Source organism: Enterobacter sp. IF2SW-B1, from assembly GCF_001743375.1.
Lineage (GTDB): Bacteria > Pseudomonadota > Gammaproteobacteria > Enterobacterales > Enterobacteriaceae > Enterobacter > Enterobacter bugandensis.
In genome coordinates this window covers 186867-202364 of sequence record NZ_MJAA01000007.1, presented here as the reverse complement: position 1 = coordinate 202364, position 15498 = coordinate 186867, and the positions used below count along the sequence as shown (strand labels likewise).

General features: G+C 58.1%; 15 protein-coding genes and 1 other annotated feature. Of the genes, 10 read left to right on the top strand and 5 right to left on the bottom strand.

Going from position 1 to position 15498, the window contains the following annotated elements:
* Positions 1-4 precede the first annotated feature (4 nt).
* Positions 5-1234: a DUF3748 domain-containing protein gene (locus A6013_RS15655; protein ID WP_175437390.1), complete on the top strand. Its 1230-nt coding sequence runs from the start codon at positions 5-7 to the stop codon at positions 1232-1234.
* Here A6013_RS15655 and A6013_RS15650 read toward each other — a convergent pair.
* Positions 1231-1563, bottom strand: coding sequence for a YceK/YidQ family lipoprotein (locus A6013_RS15650; RefSeq protein WP_014881914.1), 333 nt, complete (start codon positions 1561-1563; stop codon positions 1231-1233). The genes A6013_RS15655 and A6013_RS15650 overlap by 4 nt on opposite strands.
* Positions 1564-1813: 250 nt before the next feature.
* Positions 1814-1885, top strand: a sequence feature (ROSE (Repression Of Heat Shock gene Expression) occurs in the 5'-region of heat shock genes and acts as an RNA thermometer to modulate expression.).
* Between A6013_RS15650 and ibpA the strand changes: the two genes are divergently transcribed.
* The 3 genes from ibpA to A6013_RS15635 all read left to right on the top strand — a co-directional run bounded on the left by ibpA (position 1879) and on the right by A6013_RS15635 (position 4645).
* A complete protein-coding gene (gene ibpA / locus A6013_RS15645; protein ID WP_008500162.1) occupies positions 1879-2289 on the top strand; it encodes a small heat shock chaperone IbpA in 411 nt (136 codons plus the stop codon). It overlaps the preceding feature by 7 nt.
* Positions 2290-2425: 136 nt before the next feature.
* Positions 2426-2854, top strand: a complete 429-nt coding sequence (ibpB, locus tag A6013_RS15640; protein ID WP_028014943.1) for a small heat shock chaperone IbpB — start codon at positions 2426-2428, stop codon at positions 2852-2854.
* A 129-nt stretch (positions 2855-2983) separates the two neighbouring features.
* The gene (locus A6013_RS15635; RefSeq protein ID WP_028014944.1) at positions 2984-4645 is read left to right on the top strand and encodes a putative transporter; all 1662 of its coding nucleotides are present in this window, start codon (positions 2984-2986) and stop codon (positions 4643-4645) included.
* Here A6013_RS15635 and A6013_RS15630 read toward each other — a convergent pair.
* Positions 4613-5359: a GntR family transcriptional regulator gene (locus A6013_RS15630; RefSeq protein WP_059357501.1), complete on the bottom strand. Its 747-nt coding sequence runs from the start codon at positions 5357-5359 to the stop codon at positions 4613-4615. The genes A6013_RS15635 and A6013_RS15630 overlap by 33 nt on opposite strands.
* A gap of 221 nt (positions 5360-5580) precedes the next feature.
* Between A6013_RS15630 and A6013_RS15625 the strand changes: the two genes are divergently transcribed.
* The 4 genes from A6013_RS15625 to A6013_RS15610 all read left to right on the top strand — a co-directional run bounded on the left by A6013_RS15625 (position 5581) and on the right by A6013_RS15610 (position 9299).
* Positions 5581-7203: an alpha-glucoside-specific PTS transporter subunit IIBC gene (locus tag A6013_RS15625; RefSeq protein WP_028014946.1), complete on the top strand. Its 1623-nt coding sequence runs from the start codon at positions 5581-5583 to the stop codon at positions 7201-7203.
* Positions 7200-8522 carry a 6-phospho-alpha-glucosidase gene (locus A6013_RS15620; RefSeq protein WP_069733396.1) on the top strand — a complete coding sequence of 441 codons (1323 nt, stop codon included), beginning with the start codon at positions 7200-7202 and terminating at the stop codon, positions 8520-8522. The genes A6013_RS15625 and A6013_RS15620 overlap by 4 nt, the downstream gene beginning before the upstream one ends.
* Positions 8523-8614: 92 nt before the next feature.
* Positions 8615-8962 (top strand): YidH family protein, encoded by a 348-nt coding sequence (locus A6013_RS15615; RefSeq protein ID WP_028014948.1) that lies wholly within the window; start codon positions 8615-8617, stop codon positions 8960-8962.
* On the top strand, positions 8952-9299 hold the full coding sequence (locus A6013_RS15610) for a DUF202 domain-containing protein (protein ID WP_069733395.1): 348 nt from the start codon (positions 8952-8954) through the stop codon (positions 9297-9299). The genes A6013_RS15615 and A6013_RS15610 overlap by 11 nt, the downstream gene beginning before the upstream one ends.
* A 17-nt stretch (positions 9300-9316) precedes the next feature.
* Here A6013_RS15610 and dsdA read toward each other — a convergent pair whose 3' ends face one another.
* Together dsdA and dsdX are read right to left on the bottom strand one after the other, a co-directional pair.
* On the bottom strand, positions 9317-10603 hold the full coding sequence (gene dsdA, locus A6013_RS15605) for a D-serine ammonia-lyase (protein WP_069733394.1): 1287 nt from the start codon (positions 10601-10603) through the stop codon (positions 9317-9319).
* A 17-nt stretch (positions 10604-10620) separates the two neighbouring features.
* Positions 10621-11958: a D-serine transporter DsdX gene (gene dsdX / locus A6013_RS15600; RefSeq protein ID WP_069733393.1), complete on the bottom strand. Its 1338-nt coding sequence runs from the start codon at positions 11956-11958 to the stop codon at positions 10621-10623.
* Positions 11959-12162: 204 nt separating this feature from the next.
* Between dsdX and dsdC the strand changes: the two genes are divergently transcribed.
* Together dsdC and A6013_RS15590 are read left to right on the top strand one after the other, a co-directional pair.
* Positions 12163-13089, top strand: coding sequence for a DNA-binding transcriptional regulator DsdC (gene dsdC / locus A6013_RS15595; protein WP_069733392.1), 927 nt, complete (start codon positions 12163-12165; stop codon positions 13087-13089).
* An 84-nt stretch (positions 13090-13173) separates the two neighbouring features.
* Positions 13174-14262 (top strand): glycoside hydrolase family 5 protein, encoded by a 1089-nt coding sequence (locus A6013_RS15590; protein ID WP_047366722.1) that lies wholly within the window; start codon positions 13174-13176, stop codon positions 14260-14262.
* Here the strand turns inward: A6013_RS15590 and emrD are convergent.
* Positions 14165-15349 carry a multidrug efflux MFS transporter EmrD gene (gene emrD, locus A6013_RS15585; RefSeq protein ID WP_039024559.1) on the bottom strand — a complete coding sequence of 395 codons (1185 nt, stop codon included), beginning with the start codon at positions 15347-15349 and terminating at the stop codon, positions 14165-14167. The genes A6013_RS15590 and emrD overlap by 98 nt on opposite strands.
* Positions 15350-15498 lie beyond the last annotated feature (149 nt).

Below are 15498 nucleotides of genomic sequence, written 5' to 3'. Positions count from 1 at the left end.
CCTCATGAAACAAATTACCTTCGCCTCCCGCAACCACCAGCTGACCAACATCAATACCTGGACGCCGGACAGCCAGTGGCTGGTCTACGACGTGCGCCCGTCAGGCGCGTCATTTACCGGCGAAACCATTGAGCAGGTCAACGTCGTTACGGGTGAGGTGGAGGTGGTTTATCGCGCTACTGACGGCGCGCATGTTGGCGTGGTGACCGTTCATCCGGCACAGGACAAATACGTCTTTATCCACGGTCCGAAAAACCCGGATGCTGACTGGCACTACGATTTTCATCATCGTCAGGGTGTGATTGTGCATCACGGTCAGGTGAGCAACCTGGACGCGATGGATATCACCGCGCCTTATACCGCAGGCGCGCTGCGCGGCGGCAGCCACGTGCACGTCTTCAGCCCGAACGGGCAGTTCGTCAGCTTCACCTATAACGACCATGTTTTACATGAGCGCGATCCGAAGCTCGATTTACGCAACGTCGGCGTGGCGGCACCGTTTGGCCCGGTGAACCCGCAGGGGAATCATCCACGTGAATATTCAGGCACGTTCTGGAGCGTGCTGGTCAGCCGCACAACACCCAACCCGCAACCGGGCAGCGATGAAATCAACCGCGCCTACGAAGAGGGCTGGGTGGGCAACAACAGGCTGGCGTTTATCGGCGACACCCTCTCCGCGCAGGGCGAAAAAGTGCCTGAACTGTTTATTGTTAACCTGCCAGAAGACGAGCAGGGCTGGAAACGAGCGGGCGATGCGCCGCTGCAGGGCACCCCAGACACCCTGCCAGCGCCGCCTGCCGAGGTGAAGCAGCGTCGTCTGACCTTTACCCACCAGAGGGCCTACCCGGGTCTGGTGAACGTGCCGCGTCACTGGGTGCGCAGTAACCCCCAGGGGACGCAAATCGCGTTTCTGATGCGGGATGATAACGGCATTGTGCAGCTGTGGCTGATCTCTCCTGAGGGCGGCGAGCCGCGCCAGCTGACGCGCACCGGGAGCGGTATTCAGTCTGCGTTTAACTGGCACCCTTCCGGGAACATGCTGGGATTTGTGCTTGAAAACCGAATCGCCTGCTGTGACGCGAAGACTGGAGAAGTGACGTTTTTGACGTCCGATCACGGCAATCCGCCGTCTGCTGATGCGGTCGTGTTTTCCCCGGACGGGCGCTTTATTGCGTGGATGCAAGAGACGGGCGGTTTCCGTCAGCTTTGGGTAACGGAAACCGCGAAGGACTAGCGCGGCGGCATCTCGGCGGGCGGGATAACGGCGTTTGTCGCCAGATTTTCCTGCTCGCTTTTCTCTACCCGTGAGCGCACGGAATCGTCCTTACGGAATACATCCCACGGCAGCAGAAGCGTATCCGCCACTGCTGTAAAGGGCATATCCAGGATAACCAGGGATTTGGTGCCCCAGTTCGTATCGTCATCGGAGATCATCGCCGCGCTGGCGCGCGTCCCCGGATATGTTCCTTCTTTACCGCCGGTGTGAGACATCACGCTCGAACACCCGCAAAGTAAAACCACCCCGCTGAACGTCGTCAGCTTTATCAGAACATTTTTCATCATCACTCAGTCATCGTTAATGGCACTGCATAGACCTGCAACTCAGGGTTATAGCGAGCCTTATCCGAAATGAATAGCCCGATAACCCCGCACTGTGGCAGCCATCGCAATTTAACCCTTTGTGCTGTTGTCCCAGAGTCTATGCGACAACCAGCAAAGTGCAAAAAAATCTCGCCTAAATAGTCTTGAAAAGCTCGGTTCCAGACCCATTTTAAGAATGTGACCCGATAACGAACACGCCTGATGGGTGCTCGGGGGCGCAAAGGCCTGTCCATGGTGGAAGGCTACAATTTCTCGCTGATTTCAGGAGTATTATCTATGCGTAACTTCGATCTTTCTCCGCTATACCGTTCTGCAATTGGTTTTGACCGCCTGTTTAACCATTTAGAAAATAACCAAAGCCAGAGCAACGGCTACCCTCCATACAATGTTGAGCTGGTTGACGAAAACCACTACCGCATCGCCATTGCCGTCGCCGGTTTTGCAGAAAACGAGCTGGAAATCACCGCGCAGGACAACCTGCTGGTGGTGAAAGGTTCCCATACGGCCGAGCAGAAAGAACGTACCTACCTTTACCAGGGCATCGCCGAGCGCAACTTTGAACGCAAGTTCCAGTTAGCCGAGAACATTCACGTTAAAGGCGCGAACCTGGTTAACGGCCTGCTGTTTATCGAACTGGAACGCGTGATTCCGGAAGAGAAAAAACCGCGCCGTATCGAAATTAACTAATTACGCGGGTCGCGCGGGCGGCCCACCCAGACTTGCTTGCCGTAACGGGAGCATATGCGAATCCATCAGGATTTGCAGGAACAACTGTGCACAAAATTAAACTGTGCCGAACTCGCTTCTCAGAAGGAGATTTAGTATGCGTAACTACGATTTATCCCCCCTGCTGCGTCAGTGGATTGGTTTTGACAAACTGGCTAATGCCCTGCAAAGCACCACCGAGCAACAGACATTTCCGCCGTACAACATTGAAAAAAGCGACGATAACCACTATCGCATCACCCTTGCGCTGGCCGGGTTCCGCCAGGAAGATCTGGATATCCAGCTCGAAGGTGCGCGCCTGACCGTGAAGGGTACGCCGGAAAAACAAGAGACCGAAACCCGGTGGCTGCATCAGGGTCTGGTTAATCAGCCGTTTAGCCTGAGCTTTACCCTGGCAGACCATATGGAAGTGTCCGGTGCGACGTTTACCAACGGGCTGCTGCATATCGATCTTATCCGTAACGTGCCGGAAGCCATCGCGCCGCAGCGTATCGCCATTAGCGAGCGGCCGGCGTTGAACAGCTAATCCGCTTTACTCACAGACTGCACAAAGCCCTGCTCCGGCAGGGCTTTTTTGTGCGCCATCGCCCATACAACCGCATCCGGCTCTGAGAGAATCCATAGCATAACTAAGGTTATACACAGGATGTGGATCATGAGTGATATCGCGTTAACCGTCAGCGTGTTGGCCCTGGCCGCGGTTGTAGGGCTATGGATTGGCAATATCAAAATCCGTGGCGTCGGGTTTGGGATTGGCGGGGTGCTGTTTGGCGGCATTTTTGTCGGGCATTTTGCTGACAAGCTCGGGCTGGTTCTCAGCGCCGATATGCTCCACTTTATTCAGGAGTTCGGCCTGATCCTCTTCGTCTACACCATCGGGATTCAGGTAGGGCCGGGCTTTTTCGCTTCCCTGCGCGTCTCCGGGCTACGGCTCAATCTGTTTGCCCTCGGCATTGTGGTGATGGGCGGGCTGGTCACCGCGATCCTGCACAAAATCTTTGCTATCCCCCTGCCCGTGGTGCTGGGCATTTTCTCCGGGGCGGTCACCAACACGCCGGCGCTCGGTGCCGGGCAGCAAATCCTTCGCGATTTGGGCATTGAACCCGGCATTGTTGACCAGATGGGGATGAGCTACGCCATGGCCTATCCGTTTGGGATTTGCGGCATTCTGCTCTCCATGTGGCTGGTCCGCGTCCTGTTTCGCGTTAACGTCGACAAAGAGGCGAAAGATCACGAAACCACGCTCACCAATGGCCACATGCCGATCAAAACCATCAACATTCGCGTCGATAACCCCAACCTGAACAATATGGCGATTCAGGACGTACCGATCCTGAACAGCGCCAATATTATCTGCTCCCGCCTTAAGCGCGACGACGTGCTGATGGTGCCTGCGCCCGGCACGATGATCCAGCAGGGTGACCTGCTGCACCTGGTCGGCCAGCCGGGGGATTTAAACAACGCGCGGCTGGTGATTGGTCAGGAAGTGGATACCTCGCTTTCGACTCGCGGCACCGATATGCGCGTGGAGCGTGTTGTGGTGACCAACGAGCACGTTCTTGGCAAGAAAATACGCGATCTGCAGGTAAAAGAGCGCTACGACGTGGTCATCTCCCGCCTCAACCGTGCGGGCGTCGAACTGGTTGCCAGCCCGGAGGCCAGCCTGCAGTTCGGGGATATCCTCAACCTGGTCGGACGCCCGTCGTCCATCGATGCCGTGGCGGATATGGTGGGCAACGCCCAGCAAAAACTGCAGCAGGTGCAGATGCTGCCGGTGTTTATCGGCATCGGGCTTGGCGTGCTGCTCGGCTCTATTCCGCTGTACGTGCCGGGCTTCCCGGTGGCGCTCAAGCTCGGCCTGGCGGGCGGGCCGCTGATTATGGCGCTGATCCTCGGGCGTATCGGCTGTATCGGGAAGCTCTACTGGTTTATGCCGCCGAGCGCTAACCTGGCGCTGCGCGAGTTGGGCATCGTGCTGTTCCTGGCGGTTGTCGGGCTGAAGTCCGGCGGGGATTTTGTCGATACCCTGGTCAAGGGCGAAGGGATGAGCTGGGTCGGCTACGGCATCTTTATCACGGCGATCCCGCTGCTGACGGTGGCAATCCTGGCGCGGATGTTCGCCAAAATGAACTACCTGACGCTGTGCGGTATGCTGGCAGGCTCCATGACCGACCCGCCAGCGCTCGCTTTTGCCAACAACCTGCACGCCACCAGCGGCGCGGCCGCGCTCTCCTATGCCACCGTCTACCCGCTGGTGATGTTCCTGCGCATCATCACCCCGCAGCTACTGGCGGTGCTGTTCTGGGGGATGGGCTAACAGCTCTTCCGGGTGGATGCGCCGCAGATGGTAGTCCACCTGGTAATCGCTGGTATTTCGGAACATCACGGAATAATTGAGGAACTCGCCGCTGTCGCTGTAGGAGAGAGAGGTAATTCGCAGCAGCGGCGTCTGTTCCGGCAGATTCAGATAACCAGCCAGCTGTTTATCTGCCAGCACCGGCGTCAGGCTCTCGTAGTTGCCGCTGATGGTGATCCCGCACTCCTTCTCAATGTAATCAAACTTAGACCCCTCAAGATGCGCCAGTGACAGGTTGCGGAACAGCTTCACCGGCATAAAGCTGTCCTCCAGCATCAGCGGCTTTCCGTCCACGTAGCGCACCCGCCGTGAAAAGTAGATCCGCTCATCCACCTGGATCCGCAGCTGGCTGGCGATGGCGGGCGGGGCGGGCATCACTTCGAATTGCAGCACCTTGCTCTGCACCTCTTTTCCCTGCTGACGCAGTACCTCCACCAGCCCGGTCAGGTTAGTGGTTTCGTGGTGAACGTCTTTGCGCGAGACAAACGTTCCGCTGCCGTGCCGGCGCTCAACCAGCCCCCAGCTCACCAGCAGATCCAGCGCCTTGCGGATGGTCATGCGCGCCACGCCAAACTCCTGCGCCAGCGCTTTTTCACCAGGCAGCGGGCTGCCGATGTTGTAGTCCGATGAATTCAGCCGCAGCCGCAACCTGTCAGCAATTGATTTGTAGATCACCAGTAGACCTCTCTGCCCTTATCAGGGCGTGGAATGCGTCCTGACATGTCCATATTTACCGCAAGAAGTAGACCTGACTGGTCAAAATAAAACCATGAATGCGATCACGAATCGCAGCGGCACGCCATGTTCGTACATCAGTAAGTTCTTATGCTCACCTCAGGCCAGCACAAAACCATAAAGGCCTCTACCCCTACAGGTTGTTACGTGAGGATTTAAAAATGCTCAGTCAAATACAACGTTTTGGCGGTGCCATGTTTACCCCGGTGTTGCTGTTTCCGTTTGCCGGGATCGTGGTGGGAATCGCTATCATGCTTCGCAACCCGCTGTTTGTCGGCGAAGCCTTAACCGCCCCCGATCATCTTTTCGCGCAGATCGTTCACATCATTGAAGAGGGCGGCTGGGCGGTGTTTCGCAATATGCCGCTGATTTTTGCCGTCGGCCTGCCGATTGGGCTGGCGAAGCAGGCGCAGGGCCGCGCCTGCCTGGCGGTGCTGATTAGCTTCCTGACCTGGAACTACTTCATTAACGCGATGGGGATGACCTGGGGCCACTTCTTTGGCGTCGACTTCTCCGCCGAACCAACGGCGGGAAGCGGGCTGGCGATGATTGCCGGGATCAAAACACTCGATACCAGCATCATCGGTGCCATCGTGATCTCAGGCATCGTCACCGCCATCCACAACCGCTATTTCGACAAGCCGCTGCCGGTCTTTCTGGGGATTTTCCAGGGCAGCTCGTTTGTCGTTATCCTCGCGTTCTTCGTGATGATCCCCTGTGCCTGGCTGACGCTGCTAGGCTGGCCGAAAGTGCAGATGGGCATCGAATCCCTGCAGGCGTTCCTGCGCTCTGCCGGTGCGCTGGGCGTGTGGGTGTATACCTTCCTGGAACGCATTCTGATCCCAACGGGGCTGCACCACTTCGTCTACGGCCCGTTCATCTTCGGCCCGGCGGCGGTGGAGGGCGGTATTCAGGTCTACTGGGCGCAGCATCTGCAGGAATTCAGCCAGAGCACCCTGCCGCTGAAGACCCTCTTCCCGGAAGGTGGCTTCGCACTGCACGGCAACTCAAAAGTGTTTGGCTCGGTCGGGATTGCCTTCGCTATCTGGTACACCGCGTCGCCAGAAAATCGCGTCAAGGTGGCGGGCCTGCTGGTTCCGGCCACGCTCACCGCCGTGCTGGTAGGCATTACCGAACCGCTTGAGTTCACCTTCCTGTTTATCTCGCCGCTGCTGTTCGCCGTGCACGCCGTGCTGGCGGCCACCATGGCGACGGTGATGTACGCCTTCGGCGTCGTGGGGAATATGGGCGGCGGCCTGCTGGACCAGTTCCTGCCGCAAAACTGGATCCCGATGTTCCATAACCACGCCTCGACGGTGTTCACCCAGATAGGCATTGGTGTCTGCTTCACCGGCATCTACTTCGTGATCTTCAAAACGCTGATTGAGCGTCTGAACCTGAAAACGCCGGGCCGGGAAGAGAGCGAAATCAAACTCTACAGCAAGGCCGACTATAAGGCGGCGCGCGGGCAAACCACCGCCCCGGCGGCGGCCAGCCAGCAGGTTGGGCAAGCCGCCGGATTCCTGCAGGCGCTCGGCGGCGCGGCCAACATCGAAAGCATCAATAACTGCGCCACCCGCCTGCGTATCGCACTGGTGGATATGGCGAAAACCCAAAGCGACGACGTCTTCAAAGCCCTGGGCGCACACGGCGTAGTGCGACGCGGCAACGGCATTCAGGTGATTGTCGGCCTGCACGTTCCTCAGGTGCGTGACCAGCTGGAATCGCTGATGAAAACTCCTTTAACAAATGAACAAACCACCCTGACAGAGGCTATATCATGAAAAAATTCTCAGTTGTCATTGCAGGCGGCGGCAGCACCTTTACGCCTGGTATCGTCCTGATGCTGTTAGCCAACCGTGACCGTTTTCCGCTGCGCGCCCTGAAGTTCTATGACAACGACGGCGCGCGTCAGGAGACCATCGCCGAAGCGTGCAGAATCATCCTTAAGGACCAGGCCCCGGAGATTGAATTCAGCTACACCACCGATCCAAAAGCGGCGTTTACCGATGTCGATTTCGTGATGGCGCACATCCGCGTGGGCAAATACCCGATGCGCGAAAAAGATGAAAAAATCCCGCTGCGCCACGGCGTGCTGGGCCAGGAAACCTGCGGACCGGGCGGTATCTCTTACGGCATGCGCTCTATCGGCGGCGTGCTGGAGCTGGTGGATTATATGGAACAGTACTCTCCGAACGCGTGGATGCTGAACTACTCCAACCCGGCGGCGATTGTCGCAGAAGCCACGCGCCGCCTGCGTCCGAACGCTAAAATACTCAACATCTGCGATATGCCGATCGGCATTGAAGGGCGCATGGCGCAGATTGTCGGCCTGAAAGACCGCAAAGAGATGCGCGTGCGCTACTACGGCCTGAACCACTTCGGCTGGTGGACGTCGATTGAAGACCTGAACGGCAACGATCTGATGCCGAAGCTGCGCGAATACGTGGCGAAAAACGGCTATGTTCCGCCTTCGGAAGATGCGCATACCGAAGCGAGCTGGAACGATACCTTTGCCAAAGCTAAAGACGTGCAGGCGCTGGATCCGGACACCATGCCTAACACCTACCTGAAGTATTACCTGTTCCCGGACTACGTGGTCGCGCATTCCAACCCGGAACGGACCCGCGCCAATGAAGTTATGGATCACCGTGAGAAGCATGTGTTCAGTTCCTGTCGGGCGATTATCGAAGCCGGCAACTCCGCCGCCGGTGAGCTGGAAATCGACGAACATGCGTCGTACATCGTCGATCTGGCGACTGCGATTGCCTTTAATACCCAGGAGCGGATGCTGCTGATAGTGCCAAACAACGGTGCCATCCATAACTTTGACGCCGACGCGATGGTGGAGATCCCGTGCCTGGTGGGCCATAACGGACCGGAGCCGCTTACGGTGGGTGATATTCCGCACTTCCAGAAAGGGCTGATGAGCCAGCAGGTGGCGGTGGAAAAACTGGTGGTGGATGCCTGGGAGCAGCGCTCGTACCAGAAGCTCTGGCAGGCCATTACCCTGTCGAAAACCGTGCCGAGCGCCTCCGTCGCGAAAGCGATTCTGGATGACCTGATCGAGGCCAACAAAGAGTACTGGCCAGAGCTGCATTAATCGTCCTGACCGGCATCGCCCGATGCCGGTCTCCTTGTCCTTGTCGATTTACGCTATGCTGAAGCCTGCCCGTAGCACGACAAGGAACCTCCATGAAAATTTCCCGCCTCGGCGAAGCGCCGGACTACCGCTTCTCTCTGGCTAATGAACGCACGTTTTTAGCGTGGATCCGCACCGCACTGGGCTTTCTGGCCGCAGGTGTCGGCCTTGACCAGCTCGCCCCCGATTTTGCCACGCCGCTGATTCGTGAAGTGCTGGCGCTGCTGCTGTGCCTGTTCGCGGGCGTGCTGGCGATTTACGGCTACCTGCGATGGCTGCGCAATGAGAAGGCGATGCGCCTGAAGCAGGATCTGCCCTATACGCGCGGGTTACTCATCATCAGCGTGATTCTGCTGGCGGTGGCGGGCGTGGTGATGGGGCTGGTGTTCTATGGCGGATAGCCGCAAAGCGCGGCGCGAAGCGGACCCCGGCCTGCAGCCGGAGCGGACGTCGTTGGCCTGGCTGCGCACGCTGCTGGGGTATGGCGCGCTGATTGCCCTGGCGATTAAGCACAACTGGCACCGAACCGGGGTGCCATTCTGGATCTCTATTATTGTGCTGGCGCTGGTGGCCATCATTTTATGGCGCTATACCCGCAGCCGTAACCTGATGGACGTGGCGCAGAACGATTTTGTACAGCCGAAAGCGGTGCGGGATAAGTTCCTGATTGCGCTGGCTGTTCTCTCGCTGTCGCTGCTGTTTGCGGTAACCAATATTCAGCAAATTTTGAGCCTGTAAGCCCGGTGGCGGCTTAATTACTTCCCTTTAGCCAGATACTTCGCCATCTCGTCTTCCGGCACCATGCCGCCGCCGGTTGCCCACACCAGGTGGGTAACGTTGGTATGCGAATGAACGCGCAGCGGCCCGGCCATCCCCGCCAGCGCTGAAGGCTCAAGGCGGATCCCTTCCTCCTGCGCCAGCCAGCCAAGCATGTCGTACATGCTCCGATCGGAAAGCGTATAGAACCCGTCGAGCAGGCGCTCCATCGCGCGGCCCACAAAGCCGGACGCGCGCCCAACCGCCAGACCGTCCGCCGCCGTCACGTTATCAATGCCCAGATCCTGCACCGCGATTTCATCGTGCAGGCCGGTGTAAACGCCCAGCAGCATGCACGGCGAGTGCGTTGGCTCCGCGAAGAAGCAGTGCACGTTATCACCAAAGGCCAGCTTCAGACCAAACGCCACGCCGCCAGGCCCGCCGCCTACGCCGCACGGCAGATAGACGTACAGGGGATGATCCGCATCCACCACGCGGCCCTGTTCGGTGAACTGCGCTTTCAGGCGCTCGCCCGCCACCGCATAGCCCAGGAACAGGGTGCGGGAATTCTCATCGTCAATGAAGAAGCAGTTCGGATCGCTTTCCGCCGCTTTGCGCCCTTGCTCCACCGCCACGCCGTAATCCTGCTCATATTCCACGACGATGACGCCGTGGCTGCGCAGCCTGGCTTTCTTCCACTCGCGGGCGTCGGCGGACATATGGACCGTCACCTTAAAGCCGATGCGTGCGCTCATTATGCCAATGGATAACCCCAGGTTGCCGGTGGAGCCCACGGCAATGCTGTACTGGCTGAAGAAGGCCTTAAAGCGTGGCTCCAGCAGAACGCTGTAGTCGTCTTCAACGCTCAGCAACCCGGCGTCCAGCGCCAGTTTTTCCGCGTGGGTCAGCACCTCATAGATGCCGCCGCGCGCTTTAATCGAGCCGGAAATCGGAAGGTGGCTGTCTTTTTTCAGCAGCAGCGTGCCGGGAATGGATTTGCCAGATTCTCTCTCCAGCCGCGCCTGCATTGCCGGAATGGCGACCAGTTCAGATTCAATAATCCCACCCGTTGCCGCCGTCTCCGGGAAGGCTTTCGCCAGATACGGCGCGAAGCGGTTGAGGCGCGCGTGGGCGTCGTCCACGTCGGCTTTGGTCAGCCCGACATAGGGCAGCCCTTCTTCAAGCGTGGTGGTGTTCGGGTTAAGCCAGGTGGTTTCTTTCAGGGCAATCAGATCCTCAACCAGAGGAAACTGTGCGGTTAAAGTGGTGATAGTTGCGTTTTCCATAATATGTCTCTTCGCGCTCAGATAATGAAAGAAAGCAGGAATGTGCCGCCAAGTGCAAGCACCGAGGCGATAAACGTCGCCGTCGTATAGTATTTGAAGGTCTCATTCAGGGTCGCGCCGCAGTATTGCTTCACCAGCCAGAAGAGAGAATCGGTCACGATCGTGCAGCCAATGGCGCCAGAACCGATGGCAATGGTGATGATCTCCGGGCTGACGTTCGGGTAGAGCGGCAGCATCGGCGCGACGATGGCCGTGGCGCCCATCATCGCGACCGTGGCGGAGCCTACGGCGGCATGCAGCACCAGCGCCACCAGCCAGGCGAGCAGGATAGGGTGCATGTGCAGGTTCGAGAGAATTTGCGCCAGCGAGTCCGCCAGTCCGCTGGTTTTCAGGATGGCGTTGAACGCGCCGCCCGCGCCGATAATCAGCAAAATGTTGGCGATAGAGCCAAAGCCGTGCTCGGTGTGCGTCAGCATCGCGCCCATGCCCATGTGCTGGCGGATGCCCAGCAGGTAGTAGGCGATAAACACGGCGATAAACATGGCGGTGATCGGGTTGCCGATAAACTCCAGCAGCGTATACAGCATGCCGTCTTTTGCCATATTCAGTTCAGCGATGGTCTTCACCAGCATCAGGGCAATCGGCAGCAGCACCGTAAACAGCGTGGCGCCCAGCGACGGCAGGGTATGCTCCTCCCGCACCTTCAGGTCTGAAAATTCCGCCGGAACCGGTTTAAACGGCAGACGATTGCCGAGCAGCTTCAGGAACAGCGGGCCGCCGACCAGAGAGGCCATCAGGCCGACCATCAAACCGTAGACAATGACCGTTCCAACGTCCGCCCCTAATTTATTGGTCACAAACAGCGCGGCCGGATGCGGCGGCACCACGCAGTGCACCGCCATCAGCGCGGTACAGAGCGGAATGGCCAGCTTGAGCAGCGACGTGTGGGTCTTTTTGGCGATGGAAAACGCCAGCGGTATCAGCAGGACCACGCCCACTTCCACGAACAGCGTAATGCCGCAGATCAGGCCCACCAGCACCATAATCACGTCTGCTGACAGCCAGCGGCAGCGCTGCAACGTAATCCCGATGCGCTCTGCCGCGCCGGAAACCTCCATCATCTTGCCGAGAATGGTCCCAAGACCAATCACGGCCGCCAGGAAGCCCAGCGTGCCGCCAATCCCACTCTCAATGGCGTTTACCATATCCAGCGGGCTCATTCCCATCATTGCGCCGACGAAAAAGCTCGCCAGCAGCAGCGCGAGGAACGGGTGAAACTTTAGCTTAACGATGGTTAAAACAATCAACACAATGCTGACCAGCAGCGTTGCCACAACCCAGACCTGAGATCCCATATCTCACCTCACCCTTATGTCATCTGGGGGTATTGGACGAAAAAGCGGCGTGGGCTGACAAACGATATAAATTGGCGTTCAGGTGAGCCAGATTGAATCAACTGAGTGACTGCGCTCTAAAAAACGCACTTAAACCGCATTAGGTTCACATATATTCACCCTTAAACAGTATGCTGAGCGCACAAACCACGCGTGAGAATTGTGATGACCGATGCAAATGAAGCCAGAAACCGGCTGCTCAACGGCTGGCAGCTGTCGAAAATGTACACCTTTGAAGTGGCGGCTCGACATGAATCCTTCGCGCTGGCGGCGGAGGAGCTGTCGCTCAGCCCCAGCGCGGTGAGCCACCGCATCAACCTGCTCGAAGAAGAGCTCGGTATTCAGCTGTTTGTCCGTTCGCACCGTAAAGTCGAGCTGACGCAGGAGGGAAAGCGCGTTTACTGGACGCTAAAATCGTCCCTCGACACCCTGAATCAGGAGATCCTGGACATCAAAAACCAGGCGCTGTCCGGCACGCTGACGGTCTACTCCCGGCCGTCGATCGCTCAGTGCTGGCTGGTACCCATGCTGGGCGACTTTACCCGCCGCTATCCGTCGATTTCGCTCACCGTCCTGACCGGCAATGATTACATCAATATGCAGCGAACGGGGGTCGATCTGGCGCTCTATTTCGACGATACGCCGCCAAACCATCTGTCTCATCACTTACTGATGGACGAAGAGATTTTGCCCGTCTGCTCGCCGCAGTATGCCCGCGAGCATGAGCTGTTGAAAAACCCCGATAACCTTAGCCACTGCACGCTGCTGCACGACCGTCAGGCCTGGAGCAATGATTCCGGTACGGATGAGTGGCTGAGCTGGGCGCAGCACTTTGCGGTGAATATGCCGCCATCGTCGGGTATTGGTTTCGATCGTTCCGACTTAGCGATTATTGCGGCCATCAACCACGTCGGCGTCGCGATGGGGAGAAAGCGGCTGGTGCAAAAACGGCTTGAACGGGGCGAACTGATCGCCCCGTTTGGTGACAAGACCCTGAAATGCCATCAGCACTACTATGTTTCGACGCTTTCGGGCCGACAGTGGCCGAAAATAGACGCCTTTATCGGCTGGCTGAGAGAACTGGCAGGTTGAAGAATTATTACGCTTTCGCGCTACACCAAATGTGAAAAAGCGTGCTAAATACAGGTAATGCTTTCGATTTATCCAGGGTAAACCGTGTTAAAGCCTCTTATAGCGACCGCGTTACTGATCTCTTCCGGCTGGGCCATTGCCGCTGAGCCGCCGCTGACGGCTGCCCGTTATGCGCAGCAGCTGGGCGTCGGGATGGATGTGGACTGGGCGCGCACCGAGCGCGGCATACGCGAGTTCGACCCGCTGGTGGTTCGCGATTTTCGCGCAAAAGGCATTACCCACGTGCGCATTCGCGTCGCCGATGAGCCGACGGAAGCACGGCTGATCCACCTGCGCAAGCTGGTGGAAGCCTGCGAGCAATATGGCGTGATCCCGATTATCGCTTATCAGGCCGATGAATATAAAAACGACCCCAAAGCCGATAACGAGAAAGAGACGATCAACTGGTGGATTGCCGTGGCGCACTATTTCGGCCAGAGCTATCCGCTGCTGGGTTTTGACCTCATTTATGAGCCAGCCGACAAGCTTAACCACAACCTCGCGTCGTTAAACCGCGTGTATGAAAAAACCATTAAAGCGATCCACGACATCGACCCGCAGCGCATGATTTTCATTGCGCCGCGCCTGCGTGCCGCGCCGGAAGATTTATCCGGCCTGAAGCTGCCTGCGCACAGTCAAAACTACCTGCTGGCGGAGTGGCATATTTTCCCGTGGGGGCCGCTGAAAAATAGCGGTAAATACCCGTGGACGTCCGGCACGGCGGCTGAGAAGGCGGCTATCCGTAACCGCATCAGCGCCGCGCTGCGCTGGCAGCAAAAAACCGGGCACGTCAGTTGGGTTGGGGGCTGGGGCGTGGGGGAGTCAAACCACCTCACGCCAACCGCTTCGCAAATGGCCTTCGCCACCTTTATGGCCTGCGAGCTGCAAAAGGCGAAAATCCCGTATGCGCTTAACGCGGATTTCCAGTTTTATGACGGGGAAGAGGGGGCCTGGCGGCCTGCGCCGGAGCCGTTATTGCAGGCGATGATTGCGCCCGTCTGTGAAAAGCCCGGCGAGAAGCCGGGCCATCATGCGGTTAAACCGGCTGCTCGTGATGCGGAACGCGCGACGACAGCGGCAGCCAGCACAGTAAAATCAGCAGCCCCATTAGCGTCATCAGCAGGCCCAAACTAGCCTGCCCGGTCTGCGGCATCATGGCCGAGAGCCAGGCCAGCGCGCCGGAACCGATGTTCTGCAAACCGCCCACCAGCGCGCCCGCCGTGCCGGCGAGGAACGGGAACGGCTCCATCGCGCCGCTGGTGGCGAGCGGGAACAGCATTCCCGCGCCGAAGAAGAACAGCGCCGCCGGAATCAGCAGCGTCCAGACGGTCATCACGCCAAACAGCCCCGGGATCCACATCATCAGACCCGCCAGCAGGCAGCTGATCACGGCCTGCCACATCAGGGTTGAAAAGCGCTTGTTCTGACGCCCGGCAAACCAGGCGCCAAAGAACGCCGCCGGGATTGGCAGAATAAACAGAATGCTCACCACCATGCTGCTCAGGCCAAGACCCGCGCCCAGCAGCACGCCGGAGCAGGCTTCGAACACGGCAATACCCGCCAGGCCGCCGATCAGCATCAGCAGGTAGCAGGTAAACGCGCCGTTGCCGAACAGCGTCTTATAGCTTGTGAGAAGCTTCGTGCGCGGCGCGTCTTTTGGACGGGTTTCCGGCATCCAGCGCGCCATGCTGAAGGTGACAATTACGCAGAGCACCAGCAGAAAGGCGTAACAGGCGCGCCAGGACCACATTGTGTCCAGCAGGCCGCCAATCAGTGGAGCGAGAAGCGGGCTGACCAGAATGCCCATATTTAACAGGCTGTTGGCGTGGCGGAGCTGGGTGCCCTGATACATATCGCGCGGTAAGGTTCGCGCCATCACCCCGCCGACACCCGTCCCAACGCCCTGCAGGGCGCTGGCGGCAATCAGTACGGTCAGGCTGTGGGTGGTAATGGCAATCACCGTCGCTACCATGAAAATGCTCATGCCCACCAGGATCACCGGGCGACGCCCGACGCGGTCGGAGAGCGGGCCGTAGAAGAGCTGTGAAACGCCATAGGTCAGCAGGTAGGCTGCCATCACGCTCTGCACCGCGCCTTCGCGGACGTTCAGTTCCTTTGCCATGTCGGCAATCGCCGGAATGTAGATGGTTTGCGCCATCTGACCGACGGCCACCAGTAACACCAGCATCAACAATAAGTTAACGTTCCTTTGCTTTTTCATGTCGCTGAATACTTTTGCCAAAAGAGAGAAATGAAGAATAAGTGACTACGCATTCCCATAAATGCGCGAGGAATCTACCACAGACAGATGACAATTTAAGCATTGTTGCGGTGAATGAAAAAACCGGGAAAGGCAGGATTTGTAAACAA